Source organism: Enterobacter sp. BIDMC 26, from assembly GCF_000534435.1.
Lineage (GTDB): Bacteria > Pseudomonadota > Gammaproteobacteria > Enterobacterales > Enterobacteriaceae > Enterobacter > Enterobacter ludwigii.
The window spans coordinates 788,830-811,325 of record NZ_KI973182.1 but is presented as its reverse complement, the minus strand read 5'-3'; the positions used below and the strand labels follow the sequence as shown (position 1 = coordinate 811,325).

Genomic DNA, 22,496 nt, shown 5'->3' with positions numbered 1-22,496 from the left:
CTGGCGTACAACGTATAACATCAAATGCCTTTGGTTTGGTATACGCTACCCTTCACATCATGATAACTCTACAAAAAACTGTAAGTTGTGTGATCGTCATAACATTAATGGAATATCAGTATAGGGTGCGTGAATACTGGAAGTTATAGTCAGAGCAGACAAATTGCACCGTCCAGCCATGTAGCAAATAATTGTTATACGTAATACATACGCGGCGGTTTACTCGGGGAATACAGATGTCGAACATACAATTGAGGAATGTCACCAAACGCTTTGGCGACACCGTAACCTTGCACAACGTGAATCTTGAGATTGAAGACGGTGAGTTTGCCGTCTTTGTCGGTCCTTCCGGCTGCGGTAAATCGACAATGCTGCGCATGATTGCCGGACTGGAGGACATTAGCGAAGGGGAAGTGTTGATTGGTGACGAGGTGATGAACGACGTTGCCCCCTCCCACCGCGGCGTGGCGATGGTGTTTCAGTCCTATGCGCTCTACCCACATATGACGGTGGCCGAAAACATGGGCTACGGCCTGAAGGTAAATAAGGTGCCGAAAGATCAGATCCGCCATCAGGTCGAGATGGTGGCCAAAACGCTGCAGCTTTCCCATCTTCTGGATCGCAAACCTAAGCAGCTTTCCGGCGGCCAGCGCCAGCGTGTGGCCATTGGCCGCGCCATCGTACGTAATCCGCGGGTCTTTATGTTCGACGAACCGCTCTCCAACCTGGATGCCGAGCTGCGCGTGGAGATGCGTCTGCACCTTGCCCGTCTGCACCAGGAACTGAAAACCACCATGGTGTATGTCACCCACGACCAGATAGAAGCGATGACCCTGGCTGATAAAATTGTGGTGATGAACTACGGAAAGGTTGAGCAGATGGGCGCGCCGATGGAACTCTACTACAAACCGGCGAACAAGTTCGTGGCCGGGTTTATCGGCTCGCCGAAGATGAATTTCCTGCCGGCAACGGTAGAGGCCTGGCAACCGGGTGAGCTGACGGTGAGATTATCCCAGCAGAAGACACTCACACTGGCCCTGACCACCACACCGTTGAACACAGGCAGCCCGGTGACGCTGGGCATCCGTCCGGAACATTTAACCACCGATCTCCGCCACGGCACGCGGCTGACGTTTAACTGTGAAGTGGTTGAGCGTCTGGGCAACAACACCTACCTCTTTGGTCAGTGCTACGGCCATGACAATGTGAAGATTTTGCTGCCGGGCGATGTGAAATTCGCACCGTGGCAGCAAATTGATGTGGCTTTTGACGATCGCCACTGCATGGTGTTTAACGAGCAGGATGTGCGGGTGAGTGCCGACATCGATGAAGCGGTACGCTCGGTCGCTTAACCCGCCAGACGCATCACCGCACGCGTAAAGGCATCAACCGCCAGCGCGACATCCTCAGCCATCACCGATTCCGCCGGATGGTGGCTGACGCCTCCCTTACACCGCACAAACAACATCCCTACCGGCCAGCGCTCCGCCAGGGCGATGGTGTCATGACCGGCACCGCTCGGCAGCGATAATGTCTTCCCCTGCACCGATTCTACAGCCTCCGCCAGCAGCGCCTGCAGACGTGTATCGCATGGCGTGGCGGCGATTCGGTAAAATTCGTCGGCTGCAAAATGTATTCCGCGACGGGCCGCTATCGCCTGCGCCTGCGTCAGCAGTGCAGTAAGCAGAAGGTCAAGCGGCGCATCCTGCGGGCCGCGAATATCTAACGAGAGCGCGACCTCGCCGGGGATGACGTTTACCGCACCAGGCAGACAGCGCAACTCACCCACCGTGGCCACCAGGTTGCCGCCGTACTGACGGGTGGTGTTTTCAATCAGCACCATCCATTCGGCGGCGGCGGCCAGCGCGTCCTTACGATGCGCCATCGGCACGGTCCCGGCGTGGCCGGCCTCACCGGTGAAGCGGCAGTTCAGACGACGCGCGCCGTTAATGGCTTCAACCACGCCCAGCGCCAGACCGGCCTGTTCCAGACACGGTCCTTGTTCAATATGCAGCTCCAGACAGGCGCTGAAATCATCCGGGCGTCGGGCGGCCATCGCGACACGGCTGGGATCTAACCCTGCCTGTACCATCGCCTGCGCCACGCTGATACCTCTGGGATCGCACGTGTCGAGCCAGCCCACAGGCCAGGTGCCCGTCAGGGCGCGGCTGCCCAACAGCGTGATACCAAAGCGGGTACCCTCTTCATCGCAAAAGCCGACAATCTCAACGGCCTGCGCCAGCCGTTTTCCCTGCTGGTGCAGGCTGTCAACGACTTCAATGGCCGCCAGCACCCCCAGCATCCCGTCGTAGCGTCCGGCATTGCGCACGGTATCCAGATGCGAGCCAAGCAATACCGCCGGTGCGCCCTCCTGCTCGCCTTCATAACGTCCGCAGATATTCCCCACGCTGTCCTGCCAGACGGTCATGCCCGCCTGGTTCATCCACTGCCCGACCAGCTGGTTAGCCTGCAGATGCTGGGCAGAGAGGTACACGCGGGTAAGGGAATCCTGGGTTTCGCTGATGGCGGCCAGCGCATCGGCGCGGGCCATCACACGTTCTGCCGCCTGCTGGCGTGTCGCGTGATTCATAGCGCCGTCTCAGTGCGGTAATGATCCCACGCGGCCTGCATCGCGGCACCCTGCGTAGTGGAAAACTTCAGGTAGTTCAGTACCGACTCCAGCGCACTCAGGGTGGTCATTACGCAGTCTTTACGCGCGTTATAGCCCATGGTGCCAATACGCCACACTTTGCCGTGCAGCGGACCAAACGAAGTACCGATTTCAATGCCGAAATCCTCCAGCATCAGTTTACGCACCTGGTCACCGTTTACGCCCTGAGGGATAAGCACGCCCAGCACGTTGTTCATCTTGTGCCTGAGGTCGCCGAAGGTCTCGAGTCCCATCGCCTGAATACCTTTCAGCAGCGCATCCCCGTGCAGCTTGTGGCGGGCGATACCGTTATCCAGCCCTTCCTGCAGAATGAGGCGGGCACATTCGCGGGCGCCAAACAGCGCGGTGGTCGCTTCGGTGTGGTGGTTCAGACGCTCGGGTCCCCAGTAATCCATCACCATGCCGAGGTCGAAATAGTTGGAGTAAATCATCTCCTCGTCGCCGTCGCGATGGGCATCGGTACGGATCCCCTCTTCGATGCATTTGCGGCGACGGATTGCCTCTTCCATCCGTGGGCTCAGGGTAACAGGCGAGGTGCCGGACGGACCGCCAAGACATTTCTGCATCCCCGCCGAGACCGCATCCAGCCCCCAGGCATCGGTCTCCAGGGCGTTGCCGCCGAGCGACGCGGTAGCATCGGTATAAAACAGGACATCGTAACGACGGCAGATTGCCCCGAGTTCCGCAAGCGGCTGCAGCATGGTGGTGGACGTATCCCCCTGCACGGTTAACAGCAGGCGCGGACGCACGCGTTTAATGGCATCTTCCACCCGATCCGGTGTGAACACCTCGCCCCACGGTACCTCGATGGTGTGGACCTCTGCGCGGCAGCGGCGGGCAATTTCGCACAGCAGATGGCCGAAGCGACCAAAAACGGGCACCAGCACCTTGTCTCCCGGACGAATGGCCGATACCAGAATCGCTTCAATCCCCGCGCGGGAGGTGCCGTCCACCAGCATCGTCCAGCGGTTTTCCGTGCGGAACACGCCGCGGTAGAGTGCCATGACGTCGTTCATGTAGTGGGTCATCGCCGGATCGTACTGGCCGATAAGCTGGCTCGACATGGCACGCAGCACGCGCGGATCGGCGTTGATTGGCCCCGGCCCCATCAGCAGACGTTGTGGCGGATTGATTTGCGGAAATTGAGCGATATCCATTTTTTAGTCCTTAGTTAATTGAGGCCGCGCACGGAGGAGATAAACTGTTTAAGCTCAGTGGTCTGTGGGTTAGCGAACAGCGTTTTGCTGTCGCCCTGCTCCCAGACGCGCCCCTGATGCATAAACACCACGCGGTCGCCCACTTCGCGGGCAAAATTCATTTCATGGGTCACCAGGATCAGCGTCATCCCCTCAGCGGCCAGTTGTTCCAGCACCTTGAGCACTTCGCCTACCAGTTCCGGATCGAGCGCGGAAGTTATCTCGTCACAGAGTAAAACTTTAGGCGACATCGCCAGAGCACGAGCAATCGCCACGCGCTGCTGCTGGCCGCCGGAGAGGCTTGACGGGTAGTAATCCAGACGGTCACCCAGCCCGACTTTCTCCAGCATGCGCTGCGCCAGTGCCTGACATTCTGCTGCGCTTTTCTTCAGCACCCGACGTGGCGCGAGCATCACGTTTTCCATCGCCGTCATGTGCGGGAAAAGGTTGAAGTTCTGAAATACCATGCCGACCGAGCGGCTGATTTCACGCGCCTGGGAATCCCGGTCGGTAATGGTCATGCCGCCGAGCTTGATGCTGCCGTCCTGATACCCTTCGAGGCCGTTAATGCAGCGCAACAGCGTGCTTTTACCCGAACCGCTGCGCCCGATAATTGAAATAACCTGGCCCATGTCGATGTCCAGATCCACGCCCTTGAGCACGTGGTTATCGCCGTAGTACTTCTGCACCTGATTAATGGTGATGAGAGGCATTGAATTTAGTCTCCAGATAACGGCTGTAGCGCGACAGCGGATAACACAGAATGAAGTAGCCGAGCGCCACCAGCGCAAAGACTTTAAACGGCTGATAGGTCACGTTGGTCAGCATCGTCCCGGCCTTGGTCAGCTCGATAAAACCGATAATGGATGCCAGCGCGGTCCCCTTAATCACCTGCACGGCGAACCCCACCGTTGGGGCGATGGCGATGCGTAACGCCTGGGGAGCCACCACGCGAAACAGCGTCTGGCCGAAGGTCAGCCCCAGACAGCGCGACGCCTCCCACTGCCCTTTCGGCAGCGCACGAATACTGCCAAACCAGATATCAAGCAAAAAGGCGCTGGTGTAGAACGTCAGGGCCAGCGACGCGGCGGTCCACGGCGAAACATCGATACCCAACAGCGCCACGCCGAAGAAGGCCAGGAACAGTTGCATCAGCAGCGGCGTGCCCTGAAACAGTTCGATATAGCCGCGAATAAGACGTTTTACCGTACGCCCACCCGTGAGGCGCAACAGCAACAGCGGCAGCGTTACCGCCGCCCCGCCGACAAACGCCACCAGCGACAGCAGCACCGTCCAGCGTCCGGCGAGCAGCAAATTGCGAATAATGTCCCAGTCGGTAAAGGTGGTCATCATGCCTGTACCCCCAGCCACTTCCGTCCTGCCGCCATCATTAGCTGGCGTAGGGTAATTGACAGCACCAGGTAAATTCCGGTGGTCACCAGATAGACCTCAAAGCTCAGGAACGTTCTTGACTGAATCAGGTTGGCGGCAAAAGTCAGCTCTTCATAGGAGACCTGCGACACCACCGACGAACCGAGCATAACGATAATGCACTGGCTGACCAGCGCCGGATAAATACGCTGCAGTGCCGGTGGCAGCACCACGCGTATAAACGTTTGCAGGCGGGTAAGCCCCAGCACGCGGCCGGCCTCCCACTGTCCTTTGGGCGTAACCTGAATACCGGCACGGACAATCTCCGTGCTGTACGCGCCCAGGTTGACGACCATTGCCAGCAGCGCCGCTTCGCCCGCCGTCATCTTCAGCCCCAGATTCGGCAGACCGAACACAATGAAAAACAGCTGCACGACAAAGGGCGTGTTGCGGATAATCTCCACGTAGCCGCCCCAGATCCGGCTGAACCACGTCGTCCGGCCGCTGCGAATCGCCGCCCCGAAAATACCGATCGCCAGCCCGCCGAGGGTTGCCATCACCGTCAGTTGAATGGTGACCCATAGCCCTGCCAGCAGCGCCGGCCAGTACGGCCAGAGCGCAGAGAAATGGAGTTGCTCTGTCATCGCCTTACACGCCCAGGCTTGCCGGCAACGGCGCTTTCAGCCACTGCTCAGAGAGGCTATTCAGGGTGCCGTCTTTAATTCCCTGCTCAATCACCGCATCAACTTTCGCTTTCAGCGCCGGTTCGTTTTTCTTCAGCCCGATAAAGCACGGCGAGTCCTTCAGCATAAAGCTCGGAACCGGGGCTTTGGCGGCGTTCTGGCGGGAAATCGCCGCCACGACCAGATTGCCTGTCGCCACGTACTGGACCTGACCGGACAGGTAAGCCGACAGGGTGGTGTTATTGTCTTCGTAGCGTTTGACGTCTGCATCTTTCGGCGCAAGGCTGGTCAGCACCATGTCCTCCACCGCGCCGCGCGTCACGCCAATGGTTTTTCCACTCAGCTGAGCAGCATCTTTCAGTTCAGCCCCTTTCGGGCCGAACACGCCGAGGAAGAACGGCGCATAGGCACGGCTAAAATCGATCACCTTTTCACGCTCGGCGTTTTTACCGAGGCTTGAGATCACCAGGTCCACCTTATCGGTTTGCAGATACGGTACGCGGTTGGCACTGGTCACCGGTACCAGCTGCAGCTTGAGCTTCATCTGCTTTGCCAGATAGCGCGCCATGTCGATGTCGTAGCCCTGCGGCTGGAGATCGGTCCCGACCGAACCAAACGGAGGAAAATCCTGCGGGACGGCGATACGAAGAGTGCCGCGTTTCTCAATATCCTGAAGCTGGTCAGCTTTTGCTGGCAGGTTTGCAAACAGACAGACGGCCCCGGTCAGTGCAATCAATAACTTTTTCATGGTGCTTCCCCGTAACGTTAACATGAAACAAAAGATTCTTTGAATTGGATTTTGCAACTAATGTGCCAGATGAAGCGAAACGGGAAATTTTCTCTGAGGGCCTGATAAAACGAGAGCGGGGCGGAAAAGGCCTCCCTTTTCCGCCCCGCTCTTCTGCACTATTTTAATGCAAAGCACCAGCCTGATGCCCCATTATCGCTGTTCCAGTTCGTCCAGTTGCTGATACAGGGAGGCGATATCGTGGATCCGGGGACGGCCTTTATCGAGGATTTCATGCAGGAAGGCATTAGCCAGCAGGTTGATCAGACTGTTGACCGACGAGTAGCTGTCGTACGCCGAGACGCTGTCCAGCGGGGCGCAGAGCTGCCAGCTGGTCAGCGGAAACAGGCTGTGCGCCTGCGGCTCACACATCAGCAGAACCGGAATACCGCTGTGCTGAAGCTGCTGCAACAGCGGCCGAACGATCCGCGGGCGACGGCGAAATGCCATCATAATCACCAGATCGTCGGGCGTTAAATCGACCAGTTCCTCGCTCAGGCTCTGCCCCGGCTGCGGCAGCAGCAGCACCTGTCCGCGCGCCTGCAACAGCTGCTGGCGCAGGTGCAGCGCCGCCGGATAGGCGTTGCGCATCCCGATAATCACAATCCGCCGTGCCTTCACCATTGAGGCCATGGCCTCGGCAAACTGCTGAGCATCCAGAGCGTTGACCCACTGGGTGAGGTTTGCCATCTCCTGCTTATAATGCCGCGCCAGCAGAGTGTTGCCCTGCACCGCATCGCGGTTATCGGTCAGCGGCATGCCGCTCTGGCGCAGCGTGCGCAGTTCGTCGCGCATCTCTTTATACTTCTCATAGCCCAGACGCTTAAACAGACGGCTCACCGTGGCTTTCGACACCCCGCTCAGCTGCGCCAGCTCGGCGCTGTTATAGCTAATGAGGTCGTCGAAATGATCAAAAATAAAATCAGCCACCCGTTGCTCCTGCGGTGACAACGACGCGTATTGCGCTTTCAGACGTTCATCAAGCTGTTCCATAAAGCCTCTGTAACTTTTGTTTCACCTCACTATACCTTTCATTAAGCATGCCAGCTTCTTAAAACGTTATGTTACGACTGACGTGAAACTTTTCATTCATAACTGGAACAGCTTTTGCAGCACCTTGTGACTTTTGGGTTATGAGGACTCTCCATGCAAAGTAATGTCTCCGTACACGGAATGGCCGTGGCGCCCCACCATCTTGCCAGCCAGAGCGCCCTGGCCATTCTGCGCGAAGGCGGTAGCGCGATTGAGGCAATGGTCGCCGCCGCCGCAACCATTGCCGTGGTTTACCCGCACATGAACGGTCTCGGTGGGGACGGTTTCTGGCTTATCGTGCCGCCCGATGGCGAACCGGTCGCCATTGACGCCAGCGGCGCAGCTGGCTCACTGGCGACGCTTGCCGCCTATGACGATGTCTCTCAGATCCCCCATCGCGGGCCTCGCGCGGCGCTGACCGTGGCGGGAACGGTGAGCGGCTGGGACGAAGCACTGAAGGTTTCGCGCACGCTGACGGGCACCGCTCTTCCCCTGAATCGCCTGCTGGCAGACGCCATTGACTATGCCAGAAACGGCACGCCGGTGACCGCGTCTCAGGCCGCCGCCACGGCCAGTAAGCTGGATGAACTGAAGGACCTGCCCGGCTTCGCAGAGACCTGGCTGGCTGACGGCAAACCGCCGCAGGTCGGCAGCCGGTTTTATCAACCGGCGCTGGCCTCCACGCTCTCGCACCTCGCAGAAGACGGTCTGGACAGTTTTTATCGCGGCCCGCTGGCGGAGCGTCTGGCCCGGGGCATGGCAACGCTGGGGCTGCCCATCACCCTGGCTGACCTAAACGCGCATGTCGCCCGGCGCACCACGCCGCTGAAATTACAGCATCAGCAGGGCGAAGTGTGGAACCTCGCGCCGCCAACGCAGGGGCTGGTGTCGCTGGCGATCCTCGGGATAACCGACCGCCTGTCCATGGCCGATGCTGACGAAGCGACCACCGTTCACCGCATTGTAGAGGCCACCAAGCTGGCGTTTGGTCTGCGCGATGCCCATATCACCGACCCGCGCGAGCTGAAAACCGATATCCAGGGTCTGCTGGAACCTGCCGCACTGGCCGCCCTCGCCGACCAGGTCGATGATAACCAGGCCGCACCGTGGGGCTGCGGCAAAGGCCCTGGTGATACGGTCTGGATGGGGGTAATGGATAACAGCGGTCTTGCCGTGTCGTTTATCCAGAGCATTTATCACGAGTTCGGCAGCGGCGTGGTCCTGCCTGATACCGGCATCGTCTGGCAAAACCGGGGAGCCTCATTCAGCCTCAATCCCCGTCACCTGCTGGCGCTTGCGCCAGGAAAACAACCGTTCCACACCCTGAACCCGGCAGCCGCGCGTCTGCATGACGGACGCGTCATGGTCTACGGCTCGATGGGCGGTGACGGCCAGCCGCAAACCCAGGCCACCCTGTTTACCCGCTATGTGGTGCAGGGTGTACCACTGCAGGAGAGCATCGCCCGCCCGCGCTGGTTACTGGGGCGCACCTGGGGACAGACGTCCGACACCCTGAAGGTGGAAGGCCGCTTTACGCCGCAGACCGTCGCGCGCCTGCGGGCGCTGGGCCACGACGTGGAGTGCTTCCCGGAATTCAGCGAAGCCATGGGCCACGCGGGTGCGATTGTTCGCCATCCTAACGGGCTGTTTGAAGGGGCATTTGACCCGCGCAGCAACGGCGCCGCCGCCGGATTTTAAGGAGAGACTGATGAATACCACACAACCTGACTGGCATGCCTATCTGGCGCAAATGGAGTCCGTGCTGGGCGTTGAGCTGGATGACGCCCGCCGGGCAGAACTCCATGTGCAGTTCTGCCGTATCGCGGCGATGGCCGCCCCGCTGATGGCGCTGCCGCTTGATGACCGTCTGGAGATCGCAGGAGTATACAAAGCATGACGCTACACGAGATGAGTATCAGTGAGATCCAGCAGGCGCTGAGTGCAGGCGACCTGAGCGCCCATGACATCGCCCGCCAGACCCTGGAAGCCATTACGCGCATCAATCCCCATATCAACGCCTGGACCACCGTCACGGAAGAACGCATGCTGGCCGAAGCCGAGAATATCGACACCCTGCGTCGGGAGAAACGCCCTCTGCCGCCGCTGGCGGGCATTCCCTACGCGGTGAAAAACCTGTTCGACGTCGCCGGGCACACGACCCTTGCCGGTGCAGAGCTGTTCAGCCAGCGCCCCCCCGCCACCGCTGACAGCTTTGCGGTACGCCAGCTGCGCAGTGCCGGCGGCTTATTGTCGGGAATGGTCAACATGGATGCCTACGCCTACGGCTTTACGACGGAAAACAGTTACTACGGCGCAACGCGTAACCCGCACGATGTGACGCGCATTGCCGGAGGATCGTCCGGCGGCTCTGCCGCCGCGGTCGCTGCCGGACTGGTTCATTTTTCGCTCGGTACCGACACCAACGGGTCGATTCGCGTACCGGCCTCCCTGTGCGGAATATACGGTCTTAAGCCCACTTTTGGTCGTCTGTCACGCGCCGGCAGCCATCCGTTTGTCGCCAGTCTGGATCACATCGGGCCGTTTGCCCGTCGCGTGAGCGATCTGGCGTCGGTGTACGATGCACTGCAGGGTCGGGATACCAGCGACGGATTTCAGGCGGAGAGCTCCCGGGAGCAGACCCGGCCCCTGCTCGACCGCGGTCTGGATGGTTTGCGCTGCGCGGTGCTCGGCGGCTATTTCAGTACCTGGTGCGACAGCGACATGCGAGACGCCGTGGCGCGGGTGGCAAAAGCTCTCGACGTGCAGGAAACGCTGCAATTCCCCGATGCCGAGCTGGCCCGCTCCGCAGCGTTTATCATCAGCGCCTCGGAAGGCGGAAATCAGTACCTGCCCGGGCTTCGCCGCGAGCCCGGGCGTTTTGAACCCCATTCGCGCGAACGGCTTCTGGCCGGCGCGATGATCCCTTCTGCCTGGTATATTCAGGCCCAGCGTTTTCGCACGCAGGCCCGACAGGCGTTTAAAGCGTTGTTTGCGCAGGCCGACGTGCTGATCGCCCCGGCCACGCCGCGCAGTGCAACGCAAATTGGCGAAGAGATCATGGAGATCAACGGCCAACCTTTACCGGTTCGCGCCAGCATGGGCATGCTGACGCAGCCGATTTCGTTTTTAGGTTTACCCGTTACCACCGTCCCGCTGCGCACCGCTCAGGGCGCACCTGTTGGCCTGCAGTTGATCGCCGCGCCGTTTAACGAGCAAGCCTGCCTGCGCGTGGCGCGGGTGCTGGAAGCAAGCGGAATAACCGATGCCCGGCCGGCGGAGATGGCACCATGATAAATCACGATGACATTAATCTTCCGTGGGTCGTTGCAGAAGTGACCGCAGCCTTTTACCGCTATGAAGATGCGCTGGTAAGCAACAACATTCCGGTGCTGGATGAGCTGTTCTGGCACGACAAAAACACGGTGCGTCTCGGTGCGGGCGAAAACCTGTACGGCATTGAGGAAATCCGCGCCTTTCGGGCGGCGCGCCCGTCCGCGGGTCTGCAAAGGACGTTGCGCCATACGGTAATCACCACCTTCGGAGAGGATTACGCCGTGTGTAGCACCGAATTCACGCGCGAAGGAACGGAGCGGATTGGCCGCCAGCAGCAGACATGGGTACGCTTCCCGTACGGCTGGCGAATTGTGGCGGCGCAGGTGAGCGTGATGGCGTAATGCTAATAACCCTGCCCGATGGCGCTTTTCCCATCAGATAAGCAGCAGGCCGGGACAGGCGTCACCGCCGCCCGGCGCACTGCTGGACCGTTATTGTTGGAACGGGTGCACCTCACGCCAGTGATCGGCTATCTGCTGGCGGGTACAGACCCATACCCGATCGTACTGCGCAAGGTAATCGAGGAACCGCTGGAGTGCACGAAAACGCCCCGGACGCCCCAGCAGACGGCAATGCATGCCTATGGACATCATCTTCGGCGCACATTCCCCTTCTTCGTACAACACGTCAAAGCTGTCTTTCAGGTAGGTATAAAACTGCTCGGCGGTGTTGAACCCCTGCGCGGTCGCGAAGCGCATGTCGTTGGCATCCAGCGTATACGGCACAATCAGGTGGGGTTTGCGCGTGCCGTCGCTGCACGCCACTTGCGTCCAGAACGGTAAATCATCGCCATAGTAGTCGCTGTCATAGTCAAAGCCCCCATGCTCCACTACCAGCTGGCGGGTGTTTGGGCTGTCACGCCCGGTGTACCAGCCGGCAGGCGGTTTGCCAAACAGGTCAGTCAGGACATGCACCGCCTTGTGCAGGTGCTCGCGCTCCTGGTTGATATCCATACTTTGATAGTGGATCCAGCGCCAGCCGTGGCTGACCACGTCATAATCAGCCGCTTTGATGGCGTCGACGATATCGGGATGTCGCGCCAGCGCCATTGCCACGCCAAAGACCGTCAGCGGCAGGCCACGCTTGCAGAATTCGTTATGGATCCGCCAGAACCCAGCGCGGCTGCCGTATTCATAGAGGGAGTCCATCGACATGTGTCTGTCCGGATAACTGGCCGCACCGATGATGTCCGAGAGGAATTGTTCTGAGCCGGCATCACCGTGCAGAACGTGGTTTTCCGCCCCTTCTTCGTAATTGAGTACAAACTGCACGGCGATGCGCGCCTGGTTCGGCCACTGCGCGTGCGGCGGCTTGCCTGCATAGCCGCGTAAGTCCCGCGGATAATCTTCGTTAAAAAGCGCCATTATCACCCCCTCAATTAAAATGGATTCAGTGCCTGAAAGTGTCCGCTCAACGCTTTTTTCTCCGGGAAAGCCAGGTCCCCGTGCTTGCTGGTTGACAGCCCCAGCGCCACCAGCGACTCGACCATTTTCACCGCTGCACTGACGCCGTCGATCACCGGCACGTGCAGCTCGCGCGTCAGCTCCTGCGCCAGCGTCGCCATTCCACCGCAGCCGAGCACAATCGCGCCGCAGCCATCTTCTTTCAGCGCCTGGATGCAGCGCGCGCGCACCTTCTCCTGAGCCAGGCCGCTACCGTCTTCCAGTGCCAGCACCGGCAGATCGATGGCATGCAGGGCTGCACAGTGGTCCTGGAAACCATACTGGTGCAAAAGATGACGGGCGATAATCCGCGTGCGCGGCAGCGTGGTCACAACAGAAAAGCGTGTTGCCACCAGCGTGGCCATATGCATCGCAGCTTCTGCGATACCGATGACCGGCCCCTGCGCCAGCTCGCGCGCCGCCAGCAGGCCGGGGTCACCAAAGCAGGCAATCACGTGTCCATCCACGCCCTGTTGCCGTCCGCGTTTTATCTGTTCGAGAACGCCCACGGCGGCGATGGCCTCATCAAAATGACCTTCTATCGAGGGCACACCTGCGCTCGGGCAGACGGCGAGGATCTCCGTTCCCGGTGCTGCTACCGCGCGGGCTGCGGCGCCGATGGTTTCCGTCATCGCGAGACTGGTGTTGGGGTTAATCACTTGTATACAAACAGACGACATTACGACTCCTTGTGGCTGGCGAACAGCCGGGCAAAATCAGGCAGGCACTCACCGGCCCGTTCGAAACAAAGGCTGGCGACAATATGTTCAAAATGGTGCATTAAGGCCTCACTCAGGGGCTGGAGCGCCTTCTGGCGCAAGAGTTCCACCAGTTGCTCGTGGTCATTGCAGCGGCAGCCCTGACGCCACGGCGCGCCCCAGGCTGCGATCACCAGCGACGACCGCTGGCTCAGTCCGGTCACCATCTCTGTCAGCACCTGATTGCCTGAAATGGCCTGAAGCTGAATATGGAAATTGGCGGAGTGGCGGATTGCGGCGGGACCGTCATACGCCTCGTGCGCCTGCTGCTCCTGGCGAATAATCCCTTCCAGTGCAGCCAGATGCGGCGGCTGACAGTGGGCCAGCACGTCCGGCAGGTTAGCCACCTCAAGCAGAGCGCGCGTGCGGAAGATCTGCTGCGCCTCTTCTACCGTCGGGCTGGCCACGTGCGCACCACGTTTGGGCGTTAAGGTGACCATTTGCACAGCGGCGAGTCGTTGCAGCACCTTGCGAATACCGGTGCGGCTCACGCCGAAGACCTCAGCCAGCGCCTCTTCAGGCAATTTACTTCCCGGGAGCAACTGATGTTCGACTATCGCGGTCATCAGCGCCTGAAAGATGGATTCATCTTTGTCATGCAGGTCTGGCGCGGTCTGCAGGCTGTTTATGTTGTTCATTCACCACTCCGATTTTTACTTTTCGCTATCGAATCGTATACATAAAAATAAAATATTGCATACAAGATTTATTATTTTGGCCTGGATCCTGCAACACCGTCTGCACTCCCACTTAACGGGTTTTCATTCACAGGAGCAGGTTTCATGCCAAACAGACAAAACGCGCAGCACGGTACGGCCGCTGATTCCGGTGCGGTTTACAGCCCACGGCTTTGCAATGAGGATCTGGCACCGACGCGTGACCAGAACTGGAGCTGGTACAACATCTTTTCTTTCTGGATGTCGGACGTCCACAGCATGGGGGGTTATGTTGTTGCCGCGAGCTTCTTTACGCTCGGGCTGGCAAGCTGGCAGGTCTTGCTCTGCCTGCTGATAGGGATTTGCATTGTGCAGTTGTGCGCCAACCTGGTGGCGAAACCGAGTCAGATGGCAGGCGTACCCTACGCGGTGATTTGCCGTCAGGCATTTGGCGTTTTCGGGGCCAATATTCCGGCGGTGATCCGCGGGCTGATTGCTTTCGCGTGGTACGGCATTCAGACCTACCTGGCCGCCAACGCGCTGATGCTGGTGGCGCTTAAGTTCTGGCCTTCACTCGCGACGCTCACCACCGGTTCGTTCCTGGGCCTGTCGCATCTTGGCTGGATCTGTTTCGCTATCATGTGGGTGCTTCAGGCGATGGTCTTCTGGCACGGCATGAGCGCCATTAAGCGCTTTATTGATATCGCCGGTCCGGCGGTCTACGTGGTGATGCTGGCGCTGGCGGGATGGATTGTATACAAGACCGGTTTTGACGGCATCTCCTTTACCCTCGCCAGTAAATCCCTGAGCGCCGGTGAGCAGACCTGGCAGATGATCACCGCCACGGCGCTGGTGGTCTCTTACTTCTCCGGCCCGCTGCTCAATTTTGGTGACTTCTCCCGCTACGGTAAAAGCATGGGGGAGATCCGCCGCGGTAACCGCTGGGGCCTGCCGTTTAACTTTCTGTTGTTCTCCATCGTTACCGTGGTGATTGTGTCGGGTACGCAATCGCTGTTTGGCCGCATGATCACTGACCCGATTGAAACCGTCAGCCGTGTGGGCAACGATCTGGCCGTGGCCATTGGCTTGCTGACCATGATCACCGCCACCATCGGGATCAACATCGTGGCGAACTTCGTCTCCCCGGCGTTTGATTTCTCTAACTGTTCACCGCAAAAAATCAGCTTCCGCACCGGGGGGATGATCGCCGCCGTCGGCTCTATCCTGTTAACCCCGTGGAACCTGTTTAACTCGCCGGAGCTTATCCACTACACTCTGGACGTGCTCGGGGCGTTTATTGGCCCGCTGTTCGGGATTCTGATTGCCGATTTTTACCTGATTAAGCGCGGCAAGGTCTCCGTAGACGATCTGTTTGATGACACGCCAAAAGGCAAATACTGGTATCGCAACGGTTTCAACCCGAAAGCCATCGGCGCGCTGGTGCCATCCGTTGCCGTTGGACTGGTGATAAGCTTTATTCCCTCCCTGCATGAAGTGGCAAACTTTAGCTGGTTTATCGGTGTCTTCCTGGGCGGGGTCACCTACCGCTGGCTGGCGCGGGAAGAGCGTGAAGCGGCAGACGCCTCGTCGTTCAGCCCCCGCGTGGCGACGCAAAAAGAGTAACCCTTCCTTCGGGCCGCAGTTCCTCTGCGGCCTTTTTCATTCTGGCACCGTTTTTGCTCAGTCTCATCACCCCGCTACGCAAACACTAAGGCAGGAAACATGATGGACTACCAGACTGCGATCCGCGGTGCATTTTTTGATATTGCCCAGGTCTGCGACAGTGCAGACGTTATCGCCCAACAGGCGCGCTACCTTGAAGACGGGCTGCTGTTCATCCATAACGGCAAAATTCTGGCCCAGATGGCCTGGCAGGAGGGCGAGCAGTATCTTGATCCCTATAAAGGGTACACCGACCTGCGCGGCAAACTGCTGCTCCCGGGTTTTGTCGATACCCACGTCCATTACCCGCAGACGGAGATGATTGGCGCTTTTGGTGAGCAACTGCTGGAGTGGCTGACCACATACACGTTCCCGGTAGAAAGCCAGTTTGCCGATGAGGCCTATGCGAAAGAGATTGCGGCGTTTTTCATCAACCAACTGGTCAGCCACGGCACCACCACCGCGCTGGTGTTTTGTACGTTGCATCCTGAATCGGTCGAGGCGCTGTTCACCGAGGCCCTGCGCCTTAACATGCGCCTTATCGCCGGCAAGGTGATGATGGACCGCCACACGCCTGACTACCTGAGTGAAACCGCGAAAGAGAGCTACCGGCAGACGCGCGAGCTGATCCAGCGCTGGCACCACCGTGGGCGGTTGGGCTACGCCATTACGCCACGCTTTGCCCCGACCTCCTCACCGGAACTGCTGGCCGCGGTCAGCCTGCTCAGAGAGGAGTTTCCCGACACGTGGATGCAGACCCATCTGAGCGAAAACCCAAATGAAGTGGCCTGGGTAAGCGATCTGTGGCCGGAACATGAACGTTATCTGGATGTGTATCATCATTACGGGCTGACCGGCGAACGCAGCGTGTTTGCCCATGGGATCCACCTCCATGAGAGCGAATGGCGCTGTCTGCACGATACCGGCTCTGCAGTGGCGTTTTGCCCCACCTCGAACCTGTTTCTCGGCAGCGGACTGTTCCGCTTACCCGCCTGCTGGCAACACCAGGTGCGTATGGGCATTGGCACCGATGTGGGTGCCGGAACCACCTTCAGCATGCTGCGCACCCTGGGGGAGGCGTACAAGGTGGGTCAGCTGCAGAGCTACCGCCTGCGCGCCAGCGAAGCGTTTTATCACGCCACGCTGGGCGGCGCTCACGCCCTGAGGCTGGACGATAAGATTGGCAATTTCGCCCCCGGCAAAGAGGCCGATTTTATCGTCATCGACCCGGCCGTTACGCCGCTACAGCGCCTGCGTAACCGGCGCTGTCAGGACATTTATGAGCAGCTGTTTGTGCTGATGACCCTGGGCGACGAGCGCAATATTAGCGAGACCTGGGTCAACGGTGTGCAGGTGTGGTCAACTGCCGCGGTAGGTTGACCACCCGCCCGGCGCTATCACAAACGGCAGGTGGAAGTGCTCGTCTGCCGTTTCTCCCGTCACAAAATCGATCTGTGCGCAGGGGTAAAGCGTGTCGCGGCCGGTTTCGGTGAACCAAGCCCCTATCTCGGCCACCAGCCGGTAACGTCCTGCAGGCAGGAAAGGGATAAACGCGGTGATGCGCCCCTGGGCGTTAGTGAAAGCAGTGGCCAATACGACGCCGTCCTGCTCAAGATAAACCCTTACGCCCTGCGCAGGCTTCCCCGTTGAAATATCAAGGACATGCGTGCTTAACGTACTCATTCGTCAATGACTCCTTCCAGCCGAAGCAGCGTAATTTCCCGCAGCTGTTCCAGTGCGGCCTGTACCTCCTGCGCATCGCTGTTTTCCAGCCGGGCGTTGAGGGCGCGTAAAATCTCCTCACCGCTACGGCCTTTCGCGCGGATCAAAAACACGCGTCCAAAACGGGCCTCGTAGCGAGCGTTCCCTTCCTGCAGTGCCTGTGCCAGCTGCCTGTCGCGGTTGTCGACGGCGCCCTGCTCCTGGCGCGAAAGCACCGCCTCCGCCCGGGCTCCTGTCGGTTTCGCACCAATTCGCGGGTGCGCATTCAGGGCCTGCGTAAGCGCCGTTTCATCCCAGGTTTGGGCCAGCACCCGGGCGGCGTCGAACAGTGCTTTGCGGTGTAAATAGGGCCGCCCCTGCACCAGCGCATCGGCCCAGTCGGGCAACGCCACGCAGGGCTGCAACCGCGCGAGCGCCTCTTCGTGGCTCAGTTGATTAAAAGTTTGCAGTGCAATCATACTCACTCCCGTCATATCGTCGTTTTCTCGCTTTGCACAAACTACGCCACTCTTGCCATCCCCTATGAAACAGTCGATTCCGGATCGCACAACAGGAAATTATTGATTCATAAAAAGGCATTCTCACCGCGTTTGCGCACCTTAGCAGTGCAAAACCACCCCATACAACGCGCTTTTCGCCACTCTGCAGCCTGGTACGCAAATTGCTCTTCCCTTTTTACACCCTGCAAAAGGAGAGAAGCATGAGAGCAATCGTTATTGGCGCGGGCATTGGCGGCCTGAGCGCCGCTGTAGCGCTGAAGAAGGCGGGAATCGACTGTACCGTGTTTGAGGCCGTGAAAGAGATGAAGCCCGTCGGTGCGGCCATTTCCATCTGGCCCAATGGGGTGAAATGCATGCAGCACCTCGGAATGGGCGACATCATCGAGACCTACGGCGGCCCTATGCGCTTTATGGCCTATAAGGATCACCGGCGCGGCGATACCCTCACCCGCTTTAGCCTTGCCCCGCTGGTCGAGCGCACGGGCGGTCGCCCCTGCCCCGTGTCGCGTACGGAACTGCAGCGCGAAATGCTGAACTTCTGGGGGCACGAGAACGTTCAGTTCGGCAAACGCGTTGAAAGCGTCCGTGAGGACGCGGCTGGCATCACCGCCACCTTCACCGACGGTACTACCGCGACGGGGGATTTCCTGATTGCCGCCGATGGCAGTCACTCCGCGGTTCGCCCGTACGTGCTGGGCTATACGCCCGAGCGCCGCTACGCCGGTTACGTCAACTGGAACGGGCTGGTGAAGATTGATGAAGAGATTGCCCCTGCGCACCAGTGGACCACCTTCGTCGGCGAGGGCAAGCGCGTTTCGCTGATGCCCGTCGCCGGCGGACGTTTCTATTTCTTTTTTGATGTTCCGCTCCCCCTCGGGCTGGCGGAAGATCGCACTACCCTTCGCGCCGATCTCACGGGCTACTTCCGCGGCTGGACGCCACCGGTGCAGAAGCTCATCGCCGCGCTGGATCCCGGGACCACCAACCGTATCGAAATCCACGACATTGAACCGTTCGACACCCTGGTGCGCGGCAACGTGGCGCTTCTTGGCGATGCCGCGCACAGCACCACGCCGGATATCGGCCAGGGCGGATGCGCGGCGATGGAGGACGCCGTGGTGCTGGGTGACTGCCTGCGCGAGAACCACAACATCGCACTGGCGTTGCGGCAGTACGAAGCGCTGCGCTGTGACCGGGTCCGCGACCTGGTGCTTAAGGCCCGTAAACGCTGTGATATCACGCATGGCAAAGACATGGCATTGACCCGGGCCTGGTACCAGGAGCTCAAAGAAGAGACCGGAGAGCGCATCATTAACGGTCTGTGCGACACCATTCAGGCCGGGCCTTTAGGCTGAACGCGAGAGGGACAACCATGAAAATACAACCGACTCCACCCGCCCATTGTACGTTTGAGCCAGAGGACTGGCTGCGTCTGGCAAAATGCTGGCACCCGGTTGCTCGCGCCTGCGACATCGGCGCGGCACCGGTCAAAGCCACCCTGCTCGACGAACAACTGGTTATCTACCGCGTCAAAGACCAGGTTGTGGTCGCCCGGGACGTTTGCCCGCACCGCGGCGTACCGCTGACGCTGGGCTTTCACGATGAACACGGGATTATCTGCCCTTATCATGGCTTACGCTTTGGTGAAGATGGACGCTGCAACCGCATTCCTTCCAGCCCTGATCAGCCGGTTCCCGCGAAGCTTAACCTGATTAACTATGCCGTGGAGGAGCGCTTTGGGTTGATCTGGACCTGCCTGGCGTTTGATCCGGATAACCCAATGCCGCTGCCCACCATGCCGCACTGGGATAACGACGGGTTTCAGCAGATCAACTGCCCGGCGTTTGAGGTGAATGGCTTCGCCGGCCGCCAGGTGGAAGGGTTTCTGGACGTGGCGCATTTTGCCTGGATCCACACTGACACCTTTGCTGACCCCAATAATCCGCTGGTACCCCATTATCAGCCCCAGGAGACGCCGTTTGGCTTTGTTGCCGATTACTGGAGCTCGGTGAGCAACTACCCCGCCAGCTCCGATGTCCAGGCCCCGGAAGGCTTCCAGTGGCTGCGTCATTTTGAAATGCATTTACCGTTTACCGCCACGCTGACAATCCATTTTCCGGGGGAAGCCAGGCTGGTGATCATGAACGCCGCCTCGCCCGTCTCTTCACGGGTAACCCGCATGTTCGCCCCTATCGCGCGCAACTTTGACCTGCATATTCCGGTAGAGGAAGTGCACGCCTTCAATTTGCGTATTTTTGAAGAAGACCGCCTGATGGTTGAGACGCAGCGCCCGGAAAGCCTGCCGCTGGATCTGACTCTGGAAGCCCACATCCCTGCGGATAAAAGCTCGATTGCCTACCGCCGGGGGCTGAAAAAGATGGGCTTCGGCGAGTTTTTCCTGGTGTGACGGAGGAACGTGATGAGCGAAATGTTGAGCGTTATTGTCGACGGTCTCTGGCGTGAGGGGGATAAGAATCTCGCCGTCAGGCTGGTGTCAGAATGCGGTGAAGCCCTGCCGGGCTGGCAGCCCGGGGCGCACATTGACGTGCATCTGCCCTGCGGGCTGGTTCGCCAGTATTCGCTGACCGGGGCAAGCGACAGCGAGAGCTATCTTATTTGCGTAGGACGTGAAACCGCCTCGCGCGGCGGGTCACGCTATGTTCACGAGACGCTACGTCCGGGGCAGAAACTGCTTATCTCCTCACCGCGCAATCTGTTTGCGCTGCACGAGGCTGAACGCTTCTTGCTGCTGGCGGCAGGGATAGGCATAACGCCCTTGTATGCGATGGCCCGGCAGCTGGAGGCTTCCAGCACCCCGTTTACGCTGCACTATTACGTTAAAGAGCATGGCAACGCGGCGTTTGCACGTGAACTCATGCAATTTAAACACGGCGAGTGTGTCATCCATACCATCAGCCCGCGCACTGCGTTGGCAGAGCACATGCCCACGCCAGCGCCCGGTTTCCACGCCTGGGTCTGCGGGCCGGCAGGCTTTATGGAGAAAGTGTATCAGGTCGCCCTCACGAGAGGCTGGGCGGAGAGCAATCTTCACAGCGAAGCATTCCAGCCCGTTATGCCCGCCGACTGTAATGAAACGGGCGAGATTTTTACAGTCAAGCTGGCATCAACCGGCGAGCGCTGGCCAGTGCCGGCGGACAAAACTATCGCGCAGGTGCTGCTGGAAAACGGCGTGGCGGTACCGCTCTCCTGTGAAATGGGGATTTGCGGCGCCTGTCTGACGCCGGTTATCGACGGCGTAGTGGATCACCGGGATAGCGTGCAGTCGGAGGCGGAGAAAAGCGCAGCAGACCAGCAGGTGGCGCTGTGCTGCTCACGAAGCCATTCAAGGGAACTAGTGATTGGGTTGTAGAACGAAAAAACCCTGCGATATTGCTATCGCAGGGTTTTCGGATTTGGCGGGATCCACGGATAGTCAAAACAAACGGCATACCGGGTTTCGGAGAAAAAGCATGTCCATTATCACCGATATCACCTCAAAAAAAGCAGACCGGACGATAAAACGATCCCTCATGGCAGCATAACTGGCCTGACACTTCATCATCCTGGCAAGCAGTGGTGCCTGCTCTGCCTGACAGGTACTGAGCACTTGAAATTACAGTACAACCGCACTGACATTTACAGCCATCGACGACAACAGCGCGACCGTTAAGTGGCCGGTGCGGTGATCCTTCCACGATAGGATTAGTTCCATGCCCTTCTACCGGGCAGCTGACCATATCGCCAACTAACGCGGCTTTTTTCCCATCGACAGTAATATTGGAGGAAGCGGAGATCACTTTTCCACCATGAGAAGTTTTGTCACCAAGCAAAACCAAGCCTTTTGTCATGTTGAATCCTCGAACAATAAATAAGAATCAATTAACGTTCATTTCATCAAGTTTTTTAAAGTCAGGTTTTATTTCTCGCGATGACACCCTTTCACCATTGGGATATACAAAAGTGAATGCCACTCCTTTTTTCTTTTCATAAGGGAATATCATCTCAACTTTCTTATCTTCATCGATTGTTGGATGGTAATTCACCCAAGCATCATTATCTTTTATAATCATACGAACATCAAAAAAGGAACTTTTCTCCCCAAACAAGTTCAGTTTATCTGATTTTGTAGAGTTCTTTTGAGTACTCCACCTTTCTAATACGGGGTAATATTTAGGAGTGTAATTGAATTTATTTCCACTTATAATTTCAAATTTCCCATTTCTAGAAGCATCAGCATCAAATGCAACCGTTACGCCCACAGCGGAGCCTGGGATGAGATCCTTTCCAAGATGAGTCGCTTCTATATATTCAATACCTACATTTACTGCACTTAAAGTCCATTTGCATGAACCGCCACCAGTCATAGCAACTTTTGCTTCCCAAACATCTCCACTTCTTTGCATCATAGGGATCCCGATAACGTTATAGCTGGGTTCTGTGACAACTGAGCCATCAAATCCACAGATTCTCTTTTTCATGCATTCATACGAGATATATCTGACTTCCAGCGGGAAGGGTTTTGTATACTGAGACGGGTTTTTTACTTCAATATTGACCCACTTCGTGTCAGAAGGCAGCGAGAGTGTTTTATCCATTGCATGTGCACAGCTATTCAAAATCAATGCAGACAGACAAACAGCGATAATTTTTATCAACTTATGCATTCCTATACCCCCGGATATA

The 22,496-nt window shown here is 58.4% G+C and carries 21 protein-coding genes and 3 pseudogenes; 10 read left to right on the top strand and 14 right to left on the bottom strand.

Going from position 1 to position 22,496, the window contains the following annotated elements; translation table 11 throughout:
- The first annotated feature begins 236 nt into the window (after positions 1 to 236).
- Entirely contained in the window at positions 237 to 1,352 is a 1,116-nt protein-coding gene (locus L462_RS19485; RefSeq protein WP_032677840.1) for an ABC transporter ATP-binding protein, read from the top strand.
- Here the strand turns inward: L462_RS19485 and hpxK are convergent.
- The 7 genes from hpxK to hpxU all read right to left on the bottom strand — a co-directional run bounded on the left by hpxK (position 1,349) and on the right by hpxU (position 7,701).
- Positions 1,349 to 2,590, bottom strand: coding sequence for an allantoate amidohydrolase (hpxK, locus tag L462_RS19490; protein WP_032677839.1), 1,242 nt, complete (start codon positions 2,588 to 2,590; stop codon positions 1,349 to 1,351). The genes L462_RS19485 and hpxK overlap by 4 nt on opposite strands.
- A complete protein-coding gene (locus tag L462_RS19495) occupies positions 2,587 to 3,828 on the bottom strand; it encodes a pyridoxal-phosphate-dependent aminotransferase family protein (RefSeq protein ID WP_014169474.1) in 1,242 nt (413 codons plus the stop codon). The genes hpxK and L462_RS19495 overlap by 4 nt, the downstream gene beginning before the upstream one ends.
- 14 nt (positions 3,829 to 3,842) lie before the next feature.
- Positions 3,843 to 4,580 (bottom strand): amino acid ABC transporter ATP-binding protein, encoded by a 738-nt coding sequence (locus tag L462_RS19500; protein WP_032677837.1) that lies wholly within the window; start codon positions 4,578 to 4,580, stop codon positions 3,843 to 3,845.
- Positions 4,561 to 5,217 (bottom strand): amino acid ABC transporter permease, encoded by a 657-nt coding sequence (locus L462_RS19505; RefSeq protein WP_025204495.1) that lies wholly within the window; start codon positions 5,215 to 5,217, stop codon positions 4,561 to 4,563. Before L462_RS19505 ends, L462_RS19500 begins: the two co-directional genes overlap by 20 nt.
- Positions 5,217 to 5,882, bottom strand: a complete 666-nt coding sequence (locus tag L462_RS19510) for an amino acid ABC transporter permease (RefSeq protein ID WP_014169471.1) — start codon at positions 5,880 to 5,882, stop codon at positions 5,217 to 5,219. The genes L462_RS19505 and L462_RS19510 overlap by 1 nt, the downstream gene beginning before the upstream one ends.
- 4 nt (positions 5,883 to 5,886) lie before the next feature.
- Positions 5,887 to 6,669, bottom strand: a complete 783-nt coding sequence (locus tag L462_RS19515) for a transporter substrate-binding domain-containing protein (RefSeq protein WP_020884739.1) — start codon at positions 6,667 to 6,669, stop codon at positions 5,887 to 5,889.
- A gap of 192 nt (positions 6,670 to 6,861) precedes the next feature.
- Positions 6,862 to 7,701: a MurR/RpiR family transcriptional regulator HpxU gene (gene hpxU / locus L462_RS19520; RefSeq protein ID WP_020884740.1), complete on the bottom strand. Its 840-nt coding sequence runs from the start codon at positions 7,699 to 7,701 to the stop codon at positions 6,862 to 6,864.
- Between the two features lie 153 nt (positions 7,702 to 7,854).
- Here hpxU and hpxW point away from each other — a divergent pair, with 153 nt between their 5' ends.
- The 4 genes from hpxW to hpxZ are packed head-to-tail and all read left to right on the top strand — an operon-like array spanning position 7,855 to position 11,414.
- Positions 7,855 to 9,438: an oxamate amidohydrolase gene (gene hpxW, locus L462_RS19525; protein WP_032677836.1), complete on the top strand. Its 1,584-nt coding sequence runs from the start codon at positions 7,855 to 7,857 to the stop codon at positions 9,436 to 9,438.
- Positions 9,439 to 9,448: 10 nt separating this feature from the next.
- Entirely contained in the window at positions 9,449 to 9,637 is a 189-nt protein-coding gene (gene hpxX, locus L462_RS19530) for an oxalurate catabolism protein HpxX (RefSeq protein WP_025204497.1), read from the top strand.
- Positions 9,634 to 11,031 carry an AtzE family amidohydrolase gene (locus L462_RS19535; protein WP_032677835.1) on the top strand — a complete coding sequence of 466 codons (1,398 nt, stop codon included), beginning with the start codon at positions 9,634 to 9,636 and terminating at the stop codon, positions 11,029 to 11,031. The genes hpxX and L462_RS19535 overlap by 4 nt, the downstream gene beginning before the upstream one ends.
- Positions 11,028 to 11,414: an oxalurate catabolism protein HpxZ gene (gene hpxZ, locus L462_RS19540; protein WP_032677834.1), complete on the top strand. Its 387-nt coding sequence runs from the start codon at positions 11,028 to 11,030 to the stop codon at positions 11,412 to 11,414. The genes L462_RS19535 and hpxZ overlap by 4 nt, the downstream gene beginning before the upstream one ends.
- A 90-nt stretch (positions 11,415 to 11,504) precedes the next feature.
- Here the strand turns inward: hpxZ and puuE are convergent.
- The 3 genes and pseudogenes from puuE to L462_RS19555 form a co-directional block, all read right to left on the bottom strand.
- Positions 11,505 to 12,422: pseudogene (gene puuE / locus L462_RS19545) on the bottom strand (allantoinase PuuE); the annotation flags it as partial.
- Positions 12,325 to 13,195, bottom strand: a pseudogene (locus L462_RS19550) (aspartate/glutamate racemase family protein); the annotation flags it as partial. The pseudogenes puuE and L462_RS19550, both read right to left, overlap by 98 nt.
- Positions 13,195 to 13,911: a GntR family transcriptional regulator gene (locus tag L462_RS19555; RefSeq protein ID WP_020884746.1), complete on the bottom strand. Its 717-nt coding sequence runs from the start codon at positions 13,909 to 13,911 to the stop codon at positions 13,195 to 13,197. The gene L462_RS19555 and the pseudogene L462_RS19550, both read right to left, overlap by 1 nt.
- A gap of 144 nt (positions 13,912 to 14,055) precedes the next feature.
- Between L462_RS19555 and L462_RS19560 the strand changes: the two genes are divergently transcribed.
- Both L462_RS19560 and guaD read left to right on the top strand, forming a co-directional pair.
- Positions 14,056 to 15,552, top strand: a complete 1,497-nt coding sequence (locus L462_RS19560) for an NCS1 family nucleobase:cation symporter-1 (protein WP_014169461.1) — start codon at positions 14,056 to 14,058, stop codon at positions 15,550 to 15,552.
- A 99-nt stretch (positions 15,553 to 15,651) separates the two neighbouring features.
- Entirely contained in the window at positions 15,652 to 16,971 is a 1,320-nt protein-coding gene (gene guaD / locus L462_RS19565; RefSeq protein WP_032670561.1) for a guanine deaminase, read from the top strand.
- Here the strand turns inward: guaD and uraH are convergent.
- Both uraH and uraD read right to left on the bottom strand, forming a co-directional pair.
- On the bottom strand, positions 16,951 to 17,274 hold the full coding sequence (uraH, locus tag L462_RS19570; RefSeq protein ID WP_032677832.1) for a hydroxyisourate hydrolase: 324 nt from the start codon (positions 17,272 to 17,274) through the stop codon (positions 16,951 to 16,953). The two genes, guaD and uraH, sit on opposite strands and share 21 nt — an antisense overlap.
- A complete protein-coding gene (uraD, locus tag L462_RS19575) occupies positions 17,271 to 17,771 on the bottom strand; it encodes a 2-oxo-4-hydroxy-4-carboxy-5-ureidoimidazoline decarboxylase (protein ID WP_032677831.1) in 501 nt (166 codons plus the stop codon). The genes uraH and uraD overlap by 4 nt, the downstream gene beginning before the upstream one ends.
- A gap of 242 nt (positions 17,772 to 18,013) precedes the next feature.
- Here uraD and hpxO point away from each other — a divergent pair, with 242 nt between their 5' ends.
- The 3 genes from hpxO to L462_RS19590 are packed head-to-tail and all read left to right on the top strand — an operon-like array spanning position 18,014 to position 21,183.
- Complete coding sequence (hpxO, locus tag L462_RS19580) at positions 18,014 to 19,168, top strand: FAD-dependent urate hydroxylase HpxO (protein ID WP_032677829.1); 1,155 nt, start codon at positions 18,014 to 18,016, stop codon at positions 19,166 to 19,168.
- A gap of 17 nt (positions 19,169 to 19,185) precedes the next feature.
- A complete protein-coding gene (hpxD, locus tag L462_RS19585; protein WP_032677828.1) occupies positions 19,186 to 20,220 on the top strand; it encodes a molybdenum cofactor-independent xanthine hydroxylase subunit HpxD in 1,035 nt (344 codons plus the stop codon).
- 12 nt (positions 20,221 to 20,232) lie between these two features.
- Entirely contained in the window at positions 20,233 to 21,183 is a 951-nt protein-coding gene (locus L462_RS19590) for a PDR/VanB family oxidoreductase (RefSeq protein ID WP_032677827.1), read from the top strand.
- A gap of 232 nt (positions 21,184 to 21,415) precedes the next feature.
- On the opposite strand, the pseudogene L462_RS24150 reads toward L462_RS19590, so the two are convergent.
- Together L462_RS24150 and L462_RS19595 are read right to left on the bottom strand one after the other, a co-directional pair.
- Positions 21,416 to 21,661: pseudogene (locus L462_RS24150) on the bottom strand (PAAR domain-containing protein); the annotation flags it as partial.
- Positions 21,662 to 21,688: 27 nt separating this feature from the next.
- Positions 21,689 to 22,477 carry a hypothetical protein gene (locus L462_RS19595; RefSeq protein WP_032679664.1) on the bottom strand — a complete coding sequence of 263 codons (789 nt, stop codon included), beginning with the start codon at positions 22,475 to 22,477 and terminating at the stop codon, positions 21,689 to 21,691.
- Positions 22,478 to 22,496: the final 19 nt, after the last annotated feature.

Excerpts from the sequence above, each read along its gene's own strand:
- guaD (WP_032670561.1), top strand. The coding sequence starts at position 15,652 with ATGATGGACTACCAGACTGCGATCCGCGGTGCATTTTTTGATATTGCC.
- L462_RS19560 (WP_014169461.1), top strand. The coding sequence starts at position 14,056 with ATGCCAAACAGACAAAACGCGCAGCACGGTACGGCCGCTGATTCCGGT.
- L462_RS19495 (WP_014169474.1), bottom strand. The coding sequence starts at position 3,828 with ATGGATATCGCTCAATTTCCGCAAATCAATCCGCCACAACGTCTGCTG.
- uraD (WP_032677831.1), bottom strand. The coding sequence starts at position 17,771 with ATGATTGCACTGCAAACTTTTAATCAACTGAGCCACGAAGAGGCGCTC.
- hpxW (WP_032677836.1), top strand. The coding sequence starts at position 7,855 with ATGCAAAGTAATGTCTCCGTACACGGAATGGCCGTGGCGCCCCACCAT.
- L462_RS19505 (WP_025204495.1), bottom strand. The coding sequence starts at position 5,217 with ATGACCACCTTTACCGACTGGGACATTATTCGCAATTTGCTGCTCGCC.
- L462_RS19515 (WP_020884739.1), bottom strand. The coding sequence starts at position 6,669 with ATGAAAAAGTTATTGATTGCACTGACCGGGGCCGTCTGTCTGTTTGCA.
- hpxO (WP_032677829.1), top strand. The coding sequence starts at position 18,014 with ATGAGAGCAATCGTTATTGGCGCGGGCATTGGCGGCCTGAGCGCCGCT.
- L462_RS19590 (WP_032677827.1), top strand. The coding sequence starts at position 20,233 with ATGAGCGAAATGTTGAGCGTTATTGTCGACGGTCTCTGGCGTGAGGGG.
- L462_RS19510 (WP_014169471.1), bottom strand. The coding sequence starts at position 5,882 with ATGACAGAGCAACTCCATTTCTCTGCGCTCTGGCCGTACTGGCCGGCG.
- L462_RS19500 (WP_032677837.1), bottom strand. The coding sequence starts at position 4,580 with ATGCCTCTCATCACCATTAATCAGGTGCAGAAGTACTACGGCGATAAC.
- hpxX (WP_025204497.1), top strand. The coding sequence starts at position 9,449 with ATGAATACCACACAACCTGACTGGCATGCCTATCTGGCGCAAATGGAG.
- hpxK (WP_032677839.1), bottom strand. The coding sequence starts at position 2,590 with ATGAATCACGCGACACGCCAGCAGGCGGCAGAACGTGTGATGGCCCGC.
- L462_RS19535 (WP_032677835.1), top strand. The coding sequence starts at position 9,634 with ATGACGCTACACGAGATGAGTATCAGTGAGATCCAGCAGGCGCTGAGT.
- uraH (WP_032677832.1), bottom strand. The coding sequence starts at position 17,274 with ATGAGTACGTTAAGCACGCATGTCCTTGATATTTCAACGGGGAAGCCT.
- hpxU (WP_020884740.1), bottom strand. The coding sequence starts at position 7,701 with ATGGAACAGCTTGATGAACGTCTGAAAGCGCAATACGCGTCGTTGTCA.
- L462_RS19485 (WP_032677840.1), top strand. The coding sequence starts at position 237 with ATGTCGAACATACAATTGAGGAATGTCACCAAACGCTTTGGCGACACC.
- L462_RS19555 (WP_020884746.1), bottom strand. The coding sequence starts at position 13,911 with ATGAACAACATAAACAGCCTGCAGACCGCGCCAGACCTGCATGACAAA.
- hpxZ (WP_032677834.1), top strand. The coding sequence starts at position 11,028 with ATGATAAATCACGATGACATTAATCTTCCGTGGGTCGTTGCAGAAGTG.
- L462_RS19595 (WP_032679664.1), bottom strand. The coding sequence starts at position 22,477 with ATGCATAAGTTGATAAAAATTATCGCTGTTTGTCTGTCTGCATTGATT.
- hpxD (WP_032677828.1), top strand. The coding sequence starts at position 19,186 with ATGAAAATACAACCGACTCCACCCGCCCATTGTACGTTTGAGCCAGAG.